The organism is Pseudoalteromonas sp. S3178 (assembly GCF_005886985.1).
Taxonomy (GTDB): domain Bacteria; phylum Pseudomonadota; class Gammaproteobacteria; order Enterobacterales; family Alteromonadaceae; genus Pseudoalteromonas; species Pseudoalteromonas carrageenovora.
Genome location: NZ_PNCW01000070.1, coordinates 1 through 15,884, shown reverse-complemented (window position 1 = coordinate 15,884; position 15,884 = coordinate 1). Strand labels below are relative to the sequence as shown.

At 41.2% G+C, this 15,884-nt stretch carries 17 protein-coding genes; 10 read left to right on the top strand and 7 right to left on the bottom strand.

What is annotated here, in order from left to right:
• Positions 1 to 89: 89 nt before the first annotated feature.
• Together epmA and efp are read right to left on the bottom strand one after the other, a co-directional pair.
• Positions 90 to 1,064 carry an elongation factor P--(R)-beta-lysine ligase gene (gene epmA, locus CWC11_RS17590; RefSeq protein ID WP_138683727.1) on the bottom strand — a complete coding sequence of 325 codons (975 nt, stop codon included), beginning with the start codon at positions 1,062 to 1,064 and terminating at the stop codon, positions 90 to 92.
• A gap of 56 nt (positions 1,065 to 1,120) precedes the next feature.
• Positions 1,121 to 1,687: an elongation factor P gene (efp, locus tag CWC11_RS17585; RefSeq protein ID WP_058546947.1), complete on the bottom strand. Its 567-nt coding sequence runs from the start codon at positions 1,685 to 1,687 to the stop codon at positions 1,121 to 1,123.
• 41 nt (positions 1,688 to 1,728) lie between these two features.
• Between efp and epmB the strand changes: the two genes are divergently transcribed.
• The gene (gene epmB, locus CWC11_RS17580) at positions 1,729 to 2,742 is read left to right on the top strand and encodes an EF-P beta-lysylation protein EpmB (protein ID WP_138683726.1); all 1,014 of its coding nucleotides are present in this window, start codon (positions 1,729 to 1,731) and stop codon (positions 2,740 to 2,742) included.
• Here epmB and CWC11_RS17575 read toward each other — a convergent pair.
• Positions 2,739 to 2,948 carry a hypothetical protein gene (locus CWC11_RS17575; protein ID WP_055016948.1) on the bottom strand — a complete coding sequence of 70 codons (210 nt, stop codon included), beginning with the start codon at positions 2,946 to 2,948 and terminating at the stop codon, positions 2,739 to 2,741. The two genes, epmB and CWC11_RS17575, sit on opposite strands and share 4 nt — an antisense overlap.
• 82 nt (positions 2,949 to 3,030) lie before the next feature.
• Here CWC11_RS17575 and CWC11_RS17570 point away from each other — a divergent pair, with 82 nt between their 5' ends.
• Positions 3,031 to 3,321 (top strand): prephenate dehydrogenase, encoded by a 291-nt coding sequence (locus CWC11_RS17570; protein ID WP_089346609.1) that lies wholly within the window; start codon positions 3,031 to 3,033, stop codon positions 3,319 to 3,321.
• 35 nt (positions 3,322 to 3,356) lie between these two features.
• Here the strand turns inward: CWC11_RS17570 and CWC11_RS17565 are convergent, their stop codons facing one another.
• Positions 3,357 to 3,848 carry a DUF3016 domain-containing protein gene (locus CWC11_RS17565; RefSeq protein ID WP_138683725.1) on the bottom strand — a complete coding sequence of 164 codons (492 nt, stop codon included), beginning with the start codon at positions 3,846 to 3,848 and terminating at the stop codon, positions 3,357 to 3,359.
• Between the two features lie 254 nt (positions 3,849 to 4,102).
• On the opposite strand from CWC11_RS17565, the gene galE reads away from it, so the two are divergent.
• Complete coding sequence (galE, locus tag CWC11_RS17560; protein ID WP_138683724.1) at positions 4,103 to 5,119, top strand: UDP-glucose 4-epimerase GalE; 1,017 nt, start codon at positions 4,103 to 4,105, stop codon at positions 5,117 to 5,119.
• Between the two features lie 236 nt (positions 5,120 to 5,355).
• On the opposite strand, the gene CWC11_RS17555 is transcribed toward galE, so the two are convergent.
• Both CWC11_RS17555 and CWC11_RS17550 read right to left on the bottom strand, forming a co-directional pair.
• A complete protein-coding gene (locus CWC11_RS17555) occupies positions 5,356 to 6,036 on the bottom strand; it encodes a Fe2+-dependent dioxygenase (RefSeq protein WP_138683723.1) in 681 nt (226 codons plus the stop codon).
• A gap of 89 nt (positions 6,037 to 6,125) precedes the next feature.
• Positions 6,126 to 8,306, bottom strand: coding sequence for a TonB-dependent receptor (locus tag CWC11_RS17550; RefSeq protein WP_138683722.1), 2,181 nt, complete (start codon positions 8,304 to 8,306; stop codon positions 6,126 to 6,128).
• Between the two features lie 332 nt (positions 8,307 to 8,638).
• Between CWC11_RS17550 and CWC11_RS17545 the strand changes: the two genes are divergently transcribed.
• The 6 genes from CWC11_RS17545 to CWC11_RS17520 are packed head-to-tail and all read left to right on the top strand — an operon-like array spanning position 8,639 to position 13,608.
• Positions 8,639 to 9,412 (top strand): DUF3450 family protein, encoded by a 774-nt coding sequence (locus CWC11_RS17545; RefSeq protein ID WP_138683721.1) that lies wholly within the window; start codon positions 8,639 to 8,641, stop codon positions 9,410 to 9,412.
• Positions 9,412 to 10,737 (top strand): MotA/TolQ/ExbB proton channel family protein, encoded by a 1,326-nt coding sequence (locus CWC11_RS17540; RefSeq protein WP_138683720.1) that lies wholly within the window; start codon positions 9,412 to 9,414, stop codon positions 10,735 to 10,737. Before CWC11_RS17545 ends, CWC11_RS17540 begins: the two co-directional genes overlap by 1 nt.
• Positions 10,730 to 11,104: a MotA/TolQ/ExbB proton channel family protein gene (locus tag CWC11_RS17535; RefSeq protein WP_138683719.1), complete on the top strand. Its 375-nt coding sequence runs from the start codon at positions 10,730 to 10,732 to the stop codon at positions 11,102 to 11,104. Before CWC11_RS17540 ends, CWC11_RS17535 begins: the two co-directional genes overlap by 8 nt.
• A 9-nt stretch (positions 11,105 to 11,113) precedes the next feature.
• On the top strand, positions 11,114 to 11,518 hold the full coding sequence (locus CWC11_RS17530; protein ID WP_138683718.1) for an ExbD/TolR family protein: 405 nt from the start codon (positions 11,114 to 11,116) through the stop codon (positions 11,516 to 11,518).
• Between the two features lies 1 nt (position 11,519).
• Complete coding sequence (locus CWC11_RS17525; RefSeq protein WP_089346601.1) at positions 11,520 to 12,176, top strand: energy transducer TonB; 657 nt, start codon at positions 11,520 to 11,522, stop codon at positions 12,174 to 12,176.
• Between the two features lie 19 nt (positions 12,177 to 12,195).
• On the top strand, positions 12,196 to 13,608 hold the full coding sequence (locus CWC11_RS17520) for a tetratricopeptide repeat protein (protein WP_138683728.1): 1,413 nt from the start codon (positions 12,196 to 12,198) through the stop codon (positions 13,606 to 13,608).
• A gap of 340 nt (positions 13,609 to 13,948) precedes the next feature.
• Here CWC11_RS17520 and zapE read toward each other — a convergent pair whose 3' ends face one another.
• The gene (gene zapE, locus CWC11_RS17515) at positions 13,949 to 15,058 is read right to left on the bottom strand and encodes a cell division protein ZapE (protein ID WP_138683717.1); all 1,110 of its coding nucleotides are present in this window, start codon (positions 15,056 to 15,058) and stop codon (positions 13,949 to 13,951) included.
• A gap of 59 nt (positions 15,059 to 15,117) precedes the next feature.
• Between zapE and rsuA the strand changes: the two genes are divergently transcribed.
• A complete protein-coding gene (gene rsuA, locus CWC11_RS17510) occupies positions 15,118 to 15,816 on the top strand; it encodes a 16S rRNA pseudouridine(516) synthase RsuA (protein ID WP_138683716.1) in 699 nt (232 codons plus the stop codon).
• Positions 15,817 to 15,884 lie beyond the last annotated feature (68 nt).

Here is a 15,884-nt window from a genome sequence, read left to right as displayed (position 1 = left end):
TTATGGAGTCAGATCAATCAGGTAAAGATTAGAAAACACCGCGTTTAATTAAAGCGCGGTGTTTTTTTATCTGAAAACTAATAACTTTTCTAAGCCCTATCTACATCAAACGCTATCACTTCTTTTATTTTTTGTTTATTGGTTGCTAGCATTACTAGCCTATCTATTCCCATTGCAACGCCTGCACACTTTGGCAGTCCGTGCTCAAGAGCGGCTATTAAACGTTTATCCATAGGCACGTGGGTTAAGCCATTTTCAGCGCGATAAGCGTTATCTTCATCAAAGCGTTTTGCCTGCTCTTTAGCATTAGTTAACTCATTAAAGCCGTTCGCTAATTCCATATTTTTATAATAAAGTTCAAAGCGCCCTGCGACTCGGTTATCGTGTTCACAAATTTGCGCTAATGCCGCTTGCGATGCCGGAAAGTGATACACAAAACACGGTTTAGTTTGCCCAATGGTTGGCTCTACTTTCATACAAAATAACAGCTGCAATAAGGTGTCTTTATTTGTTTCGTTTTTGGCTATATCAGCAAAGCCGTGTTCGCTGGCAAGTGCTTGTAATTGCGTGAGCGTAGCTGTTAATGGATCAAGCGCTAACACTTGCTCAAACGCTTGTTGGTAAGTCAGTCGCTCAGCAGGCGTTACATGTAAAATAAGCTGCATTAGCTCATCCATTTCATCCATAAGTGCAAACTCATCAAACCCAGGGCGGTACCACTCAAGCATAGTAAACTCAGGATTATGATGGCGTCCAGCTTCCTCGTTTCTAAAGGCCTTACAAAGCTGAAATATTGGCCCTGAGCCTGCTGCTAGTAAACGTTTCATTGCAAATTCAGGCGATGTTTGCAAATAAAGCGGCAAGCCACCAGCGTGGCCTGGGCCTACAAAAGTAGTATTGAAACTCGCTAAATGCACATCGGTTACGCTTGCACCGCTTAAGCTAGGTGTTTCTACTTCCATTACATTACGCGTATAAAAAAACTCACGAATAGTACGTAATATTGCAGCGCGCTGTTTAAGTGTTTCTATACTTGCGCTTGGGGCCCAAAGTGTTGCTGACATATTTTCTCCAAAAAAAATCCCAGCTTAAGCTGGGATTTTATAAACAATGTTAAAGCTTACTTAACACGGCCTACGTATTCACCGCTACGAGTGTCTACTTTAATAACTTCGCCAATTTGTACGAACAATGGAACACGTACTACTGCACCCGTTGTAAGCGTTGCAGGTTTACCACCTGTGCCCGCTGTATCACCTTTAAGGCCTGGATCGGTTTCAGTGATCTCAAGCTCAACAAAGTTAGGTGGAGTAACCGCAATTGGGCTGCCGTTCCATAATGTAATTGTACATACATCGTTTTCAACTAACCATTTAACAGCATCGCCTAGTGCTTTTTCGTCAGCAGCAATTTGCTCAAATGTTTCGTTGTTCATGAAATGCCAAAACTCACCGTCTGTGTATAGGTACGCTAAGTCGGTATCCATTACATCGGCGCCTTCAACTGATTCACCCGATTTAAAGGTTTTTTCAAGCACCTTACCAGAGATAAGTTTACGGATACGAACACGGTTAAACGCTTGGCCTTTACCAGGTTTTACCATTTCATTTTCTAAGATACTGCAAGGTTCGCCGTCCATCATAATTTTTAGGCCGCCCTTGAACTCGTTGGTGCTATAATTCGCCATCGTTTCCTCTATTTATATTTTTTCGAGTAATCTACGTGCCAATGATACAAAGAAATGAAGCAAATTTGCATAAAAACTGGCAAAAAGAATTAGCAAATGTAGTTACCTGCCCAAAAACCTTGCTTGAAATGGTCGGTTTATCGAGCCAAGCCCATGAAAATGACCTAAAAGCTCGCAGTTTATTTGCGGTACGCGTGCCAGTCCCTTTTATAAAAAAAATGCGCAAAGGTGATGCAAACGATCCCTTATTACTACAAGTTATGCCGCGCCACCAAGAATTTATGACCAAATCCGGTTTTAATAAAGACCCTCTACTTGAGCAAGACAACTCCCAACCAGGGCTTTTACATAAGTATAAATCGCGTGTTTTAATTATGTTTAAAACTGGCTGTGCGGTAAATTGCCGCTACTGCTTTAGGCGCCACTTCCCGTATCAAGAAAACCAACTCAATAAAAAAAGCCTGCTTGATGCACTGAGTTATATAAAATCAGATACCAACATAAACGAAGTGATTTTAAGTGGTGGCGACCCACTTATGGCCAAAGACGATGCCATTAGCTGGTTTTTAGATGAACTTGAGCAATTACCCCAAATTAAGCGTATGCGAATACATAGCCGTTTACCTGTTGTTATACCTGCGCGAATTACCGATGAGCTATGCGCGAGGCTAAAGCAATCACCGCTAAAAATTGTATTTATTAACCATATAAATCACGCCAACGAAATAGACGACGAGTTTAAAGCCGCCATGCAAAAGCTTAAGCAAGCAGGTGTTATGTTATTAAACCAAGCGGTTATTTTAAAAGATGTGAACGATACCGTTGATGCTCAAATAAATTTAAGCGAGGCGTTATTTGATGCCGGCGTACTACCCTATTATTTGTATTTGCTAGATAAGGTTGAAGGCGCAAGCCACTTTGATATTAACGAAGAGCAAGCAATAAAAATAATGGCAGAGCTATTAAAAGCCCTGCCCGGATTTTTAGTGCCAAAATTAGTAAGAGAAATAGGTGGTCAAAAAAGTAAAACACCTATCGACCTTAAGCTAATTTAAACATACACGTTTATATTGTTGCCAAGCGTTGCAGTGACCGACTGAGCCGGTGATTGCGCACTTGTTGCTTGTGCAGCACCTTCAATAAGTGCAAGTGCCGCTGCGCCATCTGCTAATTGCTGCTTTTTAGATAAAGCAGCGGTATATACTTCACCACCTTGGCCAGAGCTAGACATAGCGGGTAGATTTCCACCTGATATATTCATCGTGATAAGCCTTAATCAACCTGACATTTAAATGTAATCCAAGTACTATATCGGCAATGCAGTACAAAGCTTTAGGAAATCCATGGATTCTATAATTGAACAACTCAACGCTAACTTAAAAATTGTTTATCGCCAAGCACTTGATGCCGACAAAAAACTAGATGAGCTACAGCAACAAGGTCACGGCAAATTTAAAGCCTTGTTCCCAGCTGACGCCGGATTTAGTTTTGAAGCTAAACGCTTCAAGCCATACGTACTTGATGTAGCAGCCGATGTAGAAAGCTTAAGCACTGATGGTTTTGATGAAGAAAAGCTTAAAACAACAGTACTTAAATTACAGCAGTTACTAACGCTGTTAGCAACGTTTAAGTAAAACGCAAAAAATGCCGCAATTTAGCGGCATTTTGTTTAATCTAAATTTGGTAATATTTGCTCGCCAAACCACTCTGTAATTAAGCGTTTCTCATAATAAAATGACTCATCGCGACCCATTTTTATTTTATCCATAAAGCCCATATCTTTAAGCTCTACATCGTTAGCTTCGCTTATTACGCTACCCTCTTTATCGGTTAGCGAGTAATTAAGCTTTAAGCGCGGAAAATAAATTGGTTTTACTACACGTATTTCGTCAATACCGCCGTAGCGTACATCGCCAGCTAGGTCGATATCGGTTATTTCTACGCTTAGCTTATATTCTTTTGGAAGTTGCTCGGCCAATTTAGAAAAATGCTTTTCAAACTGTGTAGCAATTTGTTTATGGTACGACGTTTTACCTTGGCTTGAGGCACGCACATCGCGGTAGTCTTTAAAGTCTTGCCATTTAACTACAGATTCTCCAGCCTGTGCAAATGCAGGTAATGCGATACACATTGCCATAGCGATTGTTTTAACTGAATTCATAACATTCTCCAAATGGGGCAGTACTAATAATTTAGACAAAGCCCAGTAACGTAACTGATAATTTTAGCAGTGATTGATTAACTATAACTTAATGCGATATTTAACATGTTACTAAAGCTATTTTATATGTAATTAAAGTAATGCACTCTAACTATATGACCCCTCTGAATAATAAAAGTTACAGATAAAGCATGTAAATCATCATAATTTATGGTGAAATTAACTTAATTGATAAAGGTATCCATGGAGCATTCATGACAATTTTAGTAACAGGCGGCGCAGGCTACATTGGCTCTCACACTGTTTTAGAACTTTTAGAGCAAGGCAGCGACGTGATTGTTGTTGATAATTTAAGTAACTCATCAAAAGAGTCACTACAGCGCGTTAAAACAATTACAGGTAAAGAGGCAACCTTTTATCAAGGTGATATTCTTGATAAAGCGTTTTTAGACTCAATATTTGCCAAGCACACCATAGATAGCGTTATTCACTTTGCCGGTTTAAAGTCGGTTGGTGAGTCGGTAGCTAAACCTGTTGAGTACTATCAAAACAATGTACAAGGTACGCTAACTCTTGTAGGTGCAATGCGTGATGCTGGTGTGTTTAAATTAGTATTTAGCTCATCAGCAACCGTTTACGGCGACCCTGCAAGCTTACCGATAAAAGAAGACTTCCCTGTGGGTGGCACAACAAACCCATACGGTACGTCAAAGTTAATGGTTGAAATGATGCTACAAGATATCGCTAAATCAGATGAGCGCTTTGCGTTTGCTATTTTGCGTTACTTTAATCCTGTTGGCGCACATGAATCGGGCTTGATTGGCGAAGATCCTAACGGAATTCCTAATAACTTACTGCCATTTATTGCCCAAGTTGCAGTAGGTAAATTAAAGCAGCTTGCTATATTTGGTGATGACTACGACACAGTTGATGGCACGGGCGTGCGCGACTACATTCACGTGGTAGATTTAGCTATTGGCCATTTAAAAGCCCTTGATAAAATTGCTAGTAATACAGGTGCACTTGTATATAACCTTGGCACAGGAAATGGCTACTCTGTACTGCAAATGGTTAATGCATTTATTAAAGCAAGCAACCAAGAGGTGCCTTATCAAGTATCACCTCGCCGCCCAGGTGATATTGCCGCATGTTACGCCGCACCTGAAAAAGCCCTTAATGAGCTTGGTTGGGAAGCAGTACGCGGAATTGATGCCATGATGGAAGATACATGGCGCTGGCAGTCAAATAACCCAAATGGTTATAAAGGCTAGTAACCTTCACGCCTACAGTACCTTGTAAATGTATTGTAGGCGCCTGGCTTTTTCATGCAAAAAGCAAAACTCTAATACATTACGCGCCTTGCGCGTCGCGCCAACAAGTTGTGCGCCTACGAGTTAATCAAACCACAATGTTAAACTTTGCCAGTAGGCGAAGAGCTTGCTCACGCGAAAAGTGAAGCTTTTAATTACTTACATCTAACTGACCTTACATCTAACAATAAATATTTTTATGTCTGCGCCCATTGCCTTAACAGGTTATGGTACACACCTGTTAATTGAATAATTTCTGGGCTGTCTTCTACTTTACTGCGCAAGCTTTGAATCGACATATCTAAATCAAACAATAACCCGCGTTTTTCATCGCTGTTTACCATGCTTTGCAGCCAAAAGAACGAGGCTAACCTGCGCCCGCGAGTTACAGGCATAACCCGGTGCAAACTCGTCGATGGATAAAGTACCATGCTACCTGCGGGTAGTTTTACACTGTGAGAGCCGTAAGTATCTTCAATAACGAGTTCACCGCCGTCGTAATCTTCGGGTTCATTAAAAAACAGAGTCATAGATACATCAGTACGAATTTTTACAGGCGTGCCAGGTACTTGTCTAATTGCATTATCTACATGCACACCAAACGATTGCCCACCTTGATAACAGTTAAATAGTGGCGGAAAAATTTTTGCTGGCAGCGCTGCCGACATAAATAAATTACTGCGCGCTAATGCCCCCATAATAATTTCACCCAGCTCTTGTGCTTCAGGACTATTTTCAGGCAGTTGTAAGTTATTTTTTGCTTTGGTTGACTGGTGCCCCGCAGTAATACTGCCATCAGCCCACTGCGCCGCTAATAATTTATCGCGGCAATAAGCCACTTCTTCTTTAGTTAGTAGCTCTGGAATTTTAACTAGCATGCGCGCCCTCTCACATTTTTATCAAATAATTAAGGGCAGGTAATAGGCCTGCCCTTATATTTACTTATACTTTTTAATTTATTTTAAAATTAAAAAGAGTAGCTAGCTGTTAGGCTAAACTTACGACCGTTACCTGGTACGTAGTGTCCGCCACCTAGCTGATCAACATAGTCTTTGTCGCCAAGGTTTTCACCATTTAATTGTAAACTAAGATCTTTAGATACGTCGTACGCAACCATTAAATCAAAAATAGTGTAACCCGGTGCGCGTGAACGTGTTGCAGTTGTGCCATTGTAACGCTCACCTACATATTGTGCGCCTAAACCAAACGATAATTTATCCGACATATCGTAAGTAGTCCAAACACTTGCGCTATTTTCTGGTGTACGTGCAAGCTCGTTACCAATTTGTGATGCGTCGTCACCTAGTGCTTTAGTTACTTCACTATCTTGGTAAGTGTATGAAGCAATTACAGTCCACTCTTTAGTAATTAAGCCTGTTGCTGAAAGCTCTAAACCTTGTACGCGTTGCTCACCGCCAAGTAGCTCATCTGTGCTGCTATCTGCAAATGGGTCATCAGTACGTGCATTGGTTTTTTCAGTGCGGAAAAGCGCTGCATTAGTTTGCAAACGGCCATCCATTAGGCTCCATTTTGTACCTAACTCGTAGCTGCGGCTTTCTTCAGGATCTAAATCTGCTGCATTTGAGCGTGTAGATACAGTAAGCCCTTCTGCTGATGGGTTAAATGAGTTACCAGCACCTACGTAAATGCTACCGTTATCGGCTGGTTTGTACACTACCGCTGCGTTCCAGCTAAATAAATCATCACTTGTAGAAATTAGCGCACTTGGGTCATCGTAATCATTGTGGTAATCGGTTGTAAAGCTATCAAAGCGAATGCCACCAGTTACTTCCCACTGTTTGTTAAGTGTTACTGTATCAAATGCGTAAATTGCTTGGTTTTTAGCTTTTGCTTCAATGCTTGTACCATCGCGGCCATATACACCTGTAAATGCAATTGTTGCATCAGGGTTGTATAAGTCGTTACGTATTTCGTCTTCAATTAGGTTATCTGGCGTAGTTGCGACAAGTGCATGGCGAGTAAATGTTTCGTTAGCAAGTTCAATACCTACTACTACATCGTGAGTAAAGCCTGCAAACTCGTAATTACCAATTAAATCAACCTGTATTGCTGCAAGTGAGTTTTGTGTATCACGTGTTTTTTCATCAGCAAAAGTGATGTCTGTATCGGTAGTAATTGAAAAATAACGTGGTGCAGTGGTTACTGACTCACGTTTAACTTCACCTAAACGGCCTTGCACACGTAGCATCGTGTTTTGAGAAAAATCATACTCGTAACGAGCAGTTGTTGAGTAGGCTTCAATGTCTTCGTAATCGCGGTAAATGTTACCGTAAAAGTTATCGTAATCTACCGGAGAAGGACCACGCGCGCTATCTGCAAGCTCAGCCACTGGCGTGTCGCTATATACCCATGCAATACCGTAATCAGGTAGGTTATCTTGGCGTTGGTATTCTAAATTTAAATCAAAACGGCTATTAGTACCTAAGCCTGTTGCAAACGCTACAGCTATTGCATTTGTTTCGTTTTCAACGTAATCGCGCCCTGCAACATCACCTTTATCGGCAAGTAAGTTAATACGCAAAGCGCTGGTTTCGTTTACTTGAATATTAGTATCAAAACGACCACGGTAATCGTTTTCTGTACCTAAACGAAGTGATGCGTCGTTAAAGCTATCAAGCTTTGCTTTTTTGCTTTCTAGGTTAACACTACCACCGGTTGCACCACGCCCAGAAACCGCAGAGCCAGGGCCTTTTGCCACTTCTACCGCTTCAATGTTGTAAATGTCACGCGTGTAGCCTGCCACATCACGAATACCATCTACAAAAATGTCGTTAGTTGCGCTAAAGCCACGAATAGACATGCTATCGCCAGTCGGTGCGCCGCCTTCACCAGCAGCTAAAGAAATACCCGATACATTACGTAAAGCATCACGTAGGCTGTCTACGTTTCTGTCTTTCATTACTGCTTGGTTAATTACCGTTACAGTTTTTGCAGTATCTAAAAGTGGCTGAGTGTATTTGTGCGATGTTGATTTTTCTACAACATAGCTAGACTCAGTTTTAGTCTCTGCTTTAGTTACCGACAGCTCTTGTACGTCTTGTGCACTTGCCCAAGTTGAAAGAGTGGCAGTGACTACCGCTGCAATTGGCTTTACGTAGGCATTTCCTTTATTCGATGGCTTACTCATGTTTACTCCGTGGTTGTTTTTTTGCCTTTAAGTAAGCAAAAAGTTACTGACTCAAAGGTGCTATGTGTGATTTCGGGCAAAATCCTACCACCAAGATAAAATAATGTAAACGATAATTGTTATCAGTTGTGTTGTTATGTGAATTCCTATATTGTATACATACTCAAAATTTAACAAGTGATGCCAATACATTTTATTAAATAAGCTATTTTGAGGCTGAAAAACCATTTAGCTAAGGCTAGCTGCGCTAGGTACTCCTCTTAAAGTGATTAAATTTATTGTGAATTGGTATATTCGCTTGTTGTCGTAACTTTCAGGATTGTTGTTAAGTAATGCGAAGCTTAATTAAACCAATATGTGCGGTAGTTGCACTGTGTAGCACCATGGCTGTAAAAGCCGATACCGTTAGCGAATTAGAACAACTCGTTGATAAATGGCTAAAAATAGAGAGCCAAACAAGTGAATTAAATACACATTGGCTTGAACAAAAAAGCAGTATGGAGCAAACTCTAACGCTTTTAAATGCTGAGCAAGAGCAACTTAGTACTCTTAATAAAAACCGCGAAAAAAACTCAAGCGACCTTAGCAAAAAGCGTGAACAGCTAGTTACTCAGCAAGGCGAACTTGAAAAAGATCAACAAAATTTAAACAGCCAGTTAAAACAAATCAGCCAACAGTTACTTTCGTTGCAAGTGCAGCTGCCGCCTCCGCTGCTAAACAGCTGGAAAAATGCAGGCGATTTAGCCGACCCACAACTAAGCACCACAGATAAATTACAAACAGCGCTAAAAATGCTGACCTTACTAAATGAATTTCAGCAACGTATTTCAATTCACGAAATGGCAATTAAGCACCCCGACGGCCAGGAAGTATGGGTTAAACAGCTATATTTAGGCGCCGCACAAGCATGGTTTGTTAGTGAAGATTTAAGTTATGCAGGTATTGGCTTTCCTAGTGACCTAGGTTGGCAGTGGGAGTTTGATAACAGTATTAACGCAGAGCAAGTGGCGCTAGGTATTGCAGTGCAACAAAAAAAGCGCGCTGCTGATTGGGTAACGCTTCCAATGTTAAGTTATAAAAATAACGCACAGCAAGGAGCTAAATAATGACTTTTTGCCAAAAAATTAAAGCATTTAGCGCCATTATTTTACTTACTAGCTGCAATTTAGCGTTAGCAGCAACGAGTGAGCAAGCCAAACAAAGCGTGCTAAACGATATAAAAACCGCACAGCGCAGCTTAAGTAGTACGCAAAAAAGTATTGCCAAAGAGCAAGCAAGCCTTGCAAAGCAAATATTTACCAAGCAGCAGTCACTAAGTAAATTACGCGAACAAGCCGCTGTTAACCGCCGTTTAGCTGACGAAAACACTTTAAGCCTTAACCAGTTACAAACCCGGTTAGACACCTGGCAACAGCAACAGCAGTACCAATTAAACTTACTTAGCCGATTTGTTCGCCAAAATAGCAATAAATCTTTGAATACCGAGCAAGCAAGTAGTAATCAAAGTGAATTATTAAGCCAGGTCGTCTCCTTTATTAATAACCAAGAGCAAGCGCTTTACCCTCGCTTTAAAAAACAAGCGGTGGTACTTAGCAATGGCGAGCTTACCCAAGCTAATACATTGCAAGTAGGCCCTGTTGCCTGGTTTAGTACGCAAACACCTAAGCTAATGGGTTTATTAAATTTAGACGATGAATCAAACGCATTAAAAGTGGCATTGGTACAATCAAGCAGTGACGATAACCCACTAGATAACACCCTAAAGCAAAACGGTATAGGCGAAACGTTACTTAGCTTTGATCCGAGCTTAACGCATTTAGTAACCAGCCAAGCCCAGCAAGAAAGCCCCTTAGAACACCTAGAAAAAGGCGGTTTATGGGCTATTCCTATTATTTTATTTGCCTGTTTTGCACTAACCATTGCACTGATCAAAGCGGCTCAACTATTGCGTTTAAGCAAAATTAAAATGCACTCGCAAATGCAGTTACAAACGCTCTTTAAAAGTAAAAATAGCAGCGAGTTTGCAGGCATGCAGCAGCAATTGTTTAACCTAACGCTGCAAAGCGAAAAAGGCCAAGTACGAGACGATCAATTGTTTAACCAGCTAATACACGATAAGCACAAACTTGATAACTTTATAGGCGCTATAGCTGTAACAGCAGCCGTAGCCCCCCTATTAGGTTTATTAGGTACTGTAAGCGGCATGATCGAAACCTTTAAAATGATGACCTTATTTGGCTCGGGCGATCCGGAGGTTGTATCGGGCGGTATTGCACAAGCACTTATTACTACCGAGTTAGGTTTAGTTGTTGCTATACCAGCACTCGTTTTAAATGCACTGCTATCGCGCAAAGCAAAAGCGTATTACAGCCAGCTTGAAGGGTTTGCATTACAACTAAGCCAGCTAGAACAAGGAGAAAACAATGTTTGAGCAAATCGTTAGCAACCCTATTTGTTGGTGTATTTTGTTATTAGCTTTAGTTGTGTACCAACTGACTTTTCATGATTTATTGCACCTTAAGCAGTATCAGGCAAACCGAAACGGCTACTGGCAAGAAGTTAGCTCAATATTAACCGCAGCACTCCCTTTATTAGGCTTGCTGGGCACTATTGTTGGTTTACTTGATACCTTTAAAGTTATGGCGCTTGGTCATAACGAACTAATGAGTGATGCCATAGGCGATGCACTATTAACCACTCAGCTTGGCCTTGTGTGCGCTATACCGGCGTGGTTAATACAGGCTTATTTAGCCTACTCGCAACGTAATCCTAAATTACATACATTAGTAAACAATTAGAGTAAAACCATGCAGTCACGTTTAAAGCACAAGCTAGAACAAGAAGCTGGGCAGCATATTGATATGTCGCCACTGCTTGATGTTGTATTTATATTGCTTATATTTTTTATAGTAACCACTGTATTTGTTCGTGAAAGCGGCGTTGAGGTAGATAAACCTCAAGCTGTATCGGCCAGTCGTCTTGAGCAACAAGTTATATTTTTAGCAATAACCGACTCCCAACAAGTATTTTTTGATGGCAGCCAAATTGGCGTAGCAGGTGTACGCACAAGTGTAGAGCAAATGCTAAAACAGCAGCAACGCCCTGTGGTTATTCAAGCAGATAAAACAGTACCTACAGAGCTATTAGTGCAAGTAATTGACGAAGCAAAACTTGCCGGCGCCTCGCAAGTTAATTTAGCGACCAAGCAATAATATGCACACGTTTAGCTCAACTAATAAAACAAAAAATAACCGCCATCCGCTTTTTGCGTTTGGCCTTAGTTTAATAGTGCTTAGCGCAGCATTGTTATTACTGTGGTTAGGGCAAATGGCTGAGCACCACATACAAGACAAAGTAGTTGTGCGCGAAATAGCGATGGTTGCCCTACCTCCTCCACCACCGCCTTCGGTATCGCAGCAGCAAAGTAGCGAGCCAATGCAAAGCTTAAAAGTGCAAGGGGCAGGCGCGTCAATTCAAGCAGTAGACGTTAAAATTAAAAGCAATTTAAGTATTGTAAAACCCGATACGCCAAGCGTAAAAGTTAACGCGCCACAATGGCAATCAATGAGCGTAAATTGGGATGCCTTTAGCTTAAACCAGCTCGATGGACTGCCAACGCTACTTACCCCTGTTAAGGCCGTTTTACCAAAAAGTTTAACTCGCCAAGGTGTCGATGTATTTACAGTAAAGCTTGATGTATTTATAGACGAAAGCGGTAGAGTAAGCTTAATAGAGGTTGTACAAAACCCTTACCCTGAGCTTAAACCCGCCATTGATAAAATTATAAAGCAAAGCCGTTTTAGCGCACCAAAAAAAGAAGGCGAAACAGTACGAGCTCGCTTTATTTGGCCAATAGAATTTAAACCTTAAGCACCAAAAAATGAAAAATATGAACGCAATTAAACTGCCTAAATCACTTACTCGCACCCTTTATACTACTGTTATGTGCTCTTTGCCTTTATTAGGTATTACTAACGCATATGCAAGCCAAGTAAGTGCACCGCTTCGAGTCACGCTATCGCCTAGCGATCCTACTTGGCAGTTAGCTATAAATAATAAACTGTTAGGTCCAACCGAGGTGCTAATTGAACCTACAGAGCGCGGCTTTGCTCGCCAAGTACAGCCATTACTACAAGAAGGCAAATACCAAGAGGTAGCCGCCCTTTTTAAAAGCCGTGATATAAACAGCGACAGCACAGCACTTAACTTATTACGCGCGCAGGTTTTACTTACTTTAAAAGAGTTTAATAGTGCAGAAGCGGCTTACTTAGCGTGTTTAAAAAGCGCTCCCGATTTAGTAAAGGCTCACCAAGGTTTAAGCCTTTTATACATGCAGCAGGCAAATTACACTAAAGCGCAAATTCACTTGGTGCATAGTATTGAACTTGGCCAAGCTGATGCACAAAGCTATGCGCAACTTGCTTATATTCATGTGCAACATAGTCAACCTTGGAGTGCGGTGGCCGCATACCGCCAAGCACTTATGCTTGAACCCGAAACAGCGCAGTACCAACAAGGATTATTGTTTGCCTTAATTGAGTCGGGCGATTTAAGCCAAGCAAATGCATTATTAAAAGAGTTATTAAATAAAACACCTGATAACGCAGAGCTTTGGTTACAGCGTGCGCAAATTGCTTTGCAGCTTGAGCATAATAAACAAGCGCTTTCGGCCATTGAGGTCGCTTTGAAACTTAACCCAAAAGATACCAGTAACCAGTTACTAGCTGCACAATTACATTTAAGTGAAGGCAGCAGTAAACGCGCTGTTTCGCTTTTAAAACAAGGTTTAAAGCATGCCACTAAAGCGCAGCAAACCGACGTAATTAATACCACTATGCAAACACTTGGCTGGCTTGTATCGCAGCAACAGTGGGATTTAGCAAAAGAGCTAATACGCAGCGCAAAAAGGTTAACAAAGCACTTACCAAGTGAAGAAAAAGCACAGTTTTCGGTATACAGTGCCCAGCTAGCTATGCAGCAAGGTAATAGCAAACGTGCGGTTAAAAGTTTAAATAATGCACTTAAAATAAACCCTAACTTGGGTGATGCGCTACTCAGCCTTGCCAGTATTTATCGCGATAAAAACCAGCTTACTCAAGCCAAACTAATGTACGTACGCACTCAAGCACTGCCTAAATATCAGCTTTCTGCCTGGCTTGGTTTATCACAAATAGCGATTGATTCAAAAAATTACCCAGAGGCGCTTAAGCACCTTAAAAAGGCGTATCAGGCAAACCCACAACGCCAAGATTTAATAACCAATATTCGCGCGTTAGAGAATATAGTTAGACAAGAAGGGTAAGTTTAAAGCGCAGTTTTTAAAATTGCTTAATAATTAGAAGCTATGCTTCTCGCGTGAGCAAGCTCAACGCCTACCATAAGGTGTAGCTGTGGATTTAACTTGTAGACGCACAGCTTGCTGGCGTATAAAAACACAGTCTTTAAAATCGCTTAATAATTAGAAGCTACGCTTCTCGCGTGAGCAAGCTCCACGCCTGCCACAAGGTGTAGCTGTGGGTTTAACTCGTAGATGCACAGCTTGCTGGCGTATAAAAACGCAGTTTTTAAAATCGCTTAATAATTAGAAGCTGCGCTTTTCGCGTGAGCAAGCTCCACGCCTACAATGTAATATTAAAAAGGTGCTACCAATTTTGCATTTCGACTATCCGCGACTGTGTTCGTGCATATTCAAAACTCAATTTTTTACCTTCATAAAGCGTTTCTATCTGCGCTTGTGCATTAATTACTAACAACTTATGGCAATCGTAAAACTCATCAACCAATGCAATAAAACGCCGTGCTTCGTCATCTAAATAGTGCTCATCAAGCGTTTGTTTTTCTCGTTGGTAGCTATCTTCAATTCCGTGCACTATTACTTTACCCGTAGCCCCTACCCCCATTTTAGGCACGTTTGCTATATACAAAACATCAAACTGTTTGGCTAAAAACATATAATCGTGAGCGCTTCGAGGACCAGAGCACAGCGCCATAAAATCAATCATCAGCGCATTATTCGCTTTAAATAAATACGGCAAAGGGCGCGAGTGCACCTGTAAGCTTTGATTTTTAGTTGCTTGAGGGTACTGCTTAGTAAACAGTTTATTAAACTCATCATTGGGTAAATTAATAAAATAATGGCGGTTGTTTTTACCGTATCTAAAGCGGTGATCGTCCTGCCCGGCCACACTAACTATGTGGCAGTGGTCGTTAATTAAATCGATTGTAGGTAAAAATCGTGCGCGTTGCAGGCCGTTATAATAAAGCTGCGTTGGTTTTACATTTGAGGTTGCCACCAGCACTACACCATAATTAAACAAGGCATTAAATAACCTAGCCATAATCATTGCATCGCCAATGTCGCTAACAAAAAACTCATCAAAGCACAGAACTTTTATATTTTTAGCCCACTGCTTGGCAATCAGCGTAAGCGGATTTTTTTGCCCTTGCAGCTGAGCAAGTTGGCCATGTACTTGCGCCATAAAATGATGAAAATGCAGCCTTTGTTTTTGTGTAGTCGGTAGATTATTATAAAATAAATCCATTAGCATAGATTTACCGCGCCCTACCGGCCCATGTAAATAAACCCCTTTAGTTAAAGGTGTTTTTTGCCACCAAGGTGTATTAACTTGCAGCTGTATAGCCAAGTTATTTAACGCGTTAACCGCATTTTGCTGAGCGCTGTCAACACACAGTTCTCCCGCCTCTATCTTTGCTGTATAAAGGCTTAATATTTGTGGGCTGTGTACTGTCATGGTATTTCACTATCAGCTATAATCGCGCCCATTGTAGCCGACTAAAAATGTGAACCAAAATGAAACTCCCTTGCCGCTTAGATAAATTTGTTAGCCATTTAGCAGAACTTCCCCGCTCAAAAGCACGCGCTGCAATTAAGCGCCAGGCTGCAACTGTAAATGGCGAAGTAGTTACTGCATTCGACTTTCAAGTAAAGCAACAAGACGAAATAATGTTTGAAGGTGAACAACTCGTATTTTTAGGTAAACGTTACTACATGCTAAATAAGCCCGTGGGTTACGTATGCGCAAATAGTGATGAATTACACAGAACGGTTTTTGACTTACTTGATGAGCCTAATATGGCCGACTTTCATGTAGCAGGCCGACTTGATATAGACACTACAGGTTTAGTTATTATTACCAACGATGGTGAGTGGTCTCATAAAATCACTTCACCAAAAAATAATAAATTTAAAACCTACCTAGTAGAAACCCAAGAACCGATTACCGACGAGTCGCTTGAGCAACTACGAGTAGGCGTTCAACTGCATAACGAAAAAGATTTAACACGCCCAGCAAAAGCAGAAAGGCTCGCTAACTTTGGGCTACGTTTATCTATTTGTGAAGGTAAGTACCATCAAGTAAAACGCATGTTAGCCGCTGTAGATAACAAAGTGGTAGAGCTACACCGTGAGCAAATTGCAGGAATTAAGCTAGATGAAAACCTAGCCAGTGGTGAATATCGCCAGTTAACTGCGGAAGAGATTAAACTTTAAAGCGGTCAGCGGTCAGCGGTCAGCGGTCAGCGGTCAGCGGTCAGCGGTCTGATCTGACCCCGATAAAG

Coding starts and splice junctions, on each gene's coding strand:
- epmA (WP_138683727.1), bottom strand. CDS start 1,064: ATGTCAGCAACACTTTGGGCCCCAAGCGCAAGTATAGAAACACTTAAA.
- efp (WP_058546947.1), bottom strand. CDS start 1,687: ATGGCGAATTATAGCACCAACGAGTTCAAGGGCGGCCTAAAAATTATG.
- epmB (WP_138683726.1), top strand. CDS start 1,729: ATGATACAAAGAAATGAAGCAAATTTGCATAAAAACTGGCAAAAAGAA.
- CWC11_RS17575 (WP_055016948.1), bottom strand. CDS start 2,948: ATGAATATATCAGGTGGAAATCTACCCGCTATGTCTAGCTCTGGCCAA.
- CWC11_RS17570 (WP_089346609.1), top strand. CDS start 3,031: ATGGATTCTATAATTGAACAACTCAACGCTAACTTAAAAATTGTTTAT.
- CWC11_RS17565 (WP_138683725.1), bottom strand. CDS start 3,848: ATGAATTCAGTTAAAACAATCGCTATGGCAATGTGTATCGCATTACCT.
- galE (WP_138683724.1), top strand. CDS start 4,103: ATGACAATTTTAGTAACAGGCGGCGCAGGCTACATTGGCTCTCACACT.
- CWC11_RS17555 (WP_138683723.1), bottom strand. CDS start 6,036: ATGCTAGTTAAAATTCCAGAGCTACTAACTAAAGAAGAAGTGGCTTAT.
- CWC11_RS17550 (WP_138683722.1), bottom strand. CDS start 8,306: ATGAGTAAGCCATCGAATAAAGGAAATGCCTACGTAAAGCCAATTGCA.
- CWC11_RS17545 (WP_138683721.1), top strand. CDS start 8,639: ATGCGAAGCTTAATTAAACCAATATGTGCGGTAGTTGCACTGTGTAGC.
- CWC11_RS17540 (WP_138683720.1), top strand. CDS start 9,412: ATGACTTTTTGCCAAAAAATTAAAGCATTTAGCGCCATTATTTTACTT.
- CWC11_RS17535 (WP_138683719.1), top strand. CDS start 10,730: ATGTTTGAGCAAATCGTTAGCAACCCTATTTGTTGGTGTATTTTGTTA.
- CWC11_RS17530 (WP_138683718.1), top strand. CDS start 11,114: ATGCAGTCACGTTTAAAGCACAAGCTAGAACAAGAAGCTGGGCAGCAT.
- CWC11_RS17525 (WP_089346601.1), top strand. CDS start 11,520: ATGCACACGTTTAGCTCAACTAATAAAACAAAAAATAACCGCCATCCG.
- CWC11_RS17520 (WP_138683728.1), top strand. CDS start 12,196: ATGAACGCAATTAAACTGCCTAAATCACTTACTCGCACCCTTTATACT.
- zapE (WP_138683717.1), bottom strand. CDS start 15,058: ATGACAGTACACAGCCCACAAATATTAAGCCTTTATACAGCAAAGATA.
- rsuA (WP_138683716.1), top strand. CDS start 15,118: ATGAAACTCCCTTGCCGCTTAGATAAATTTGTTAGCCATTTAGCAGAA.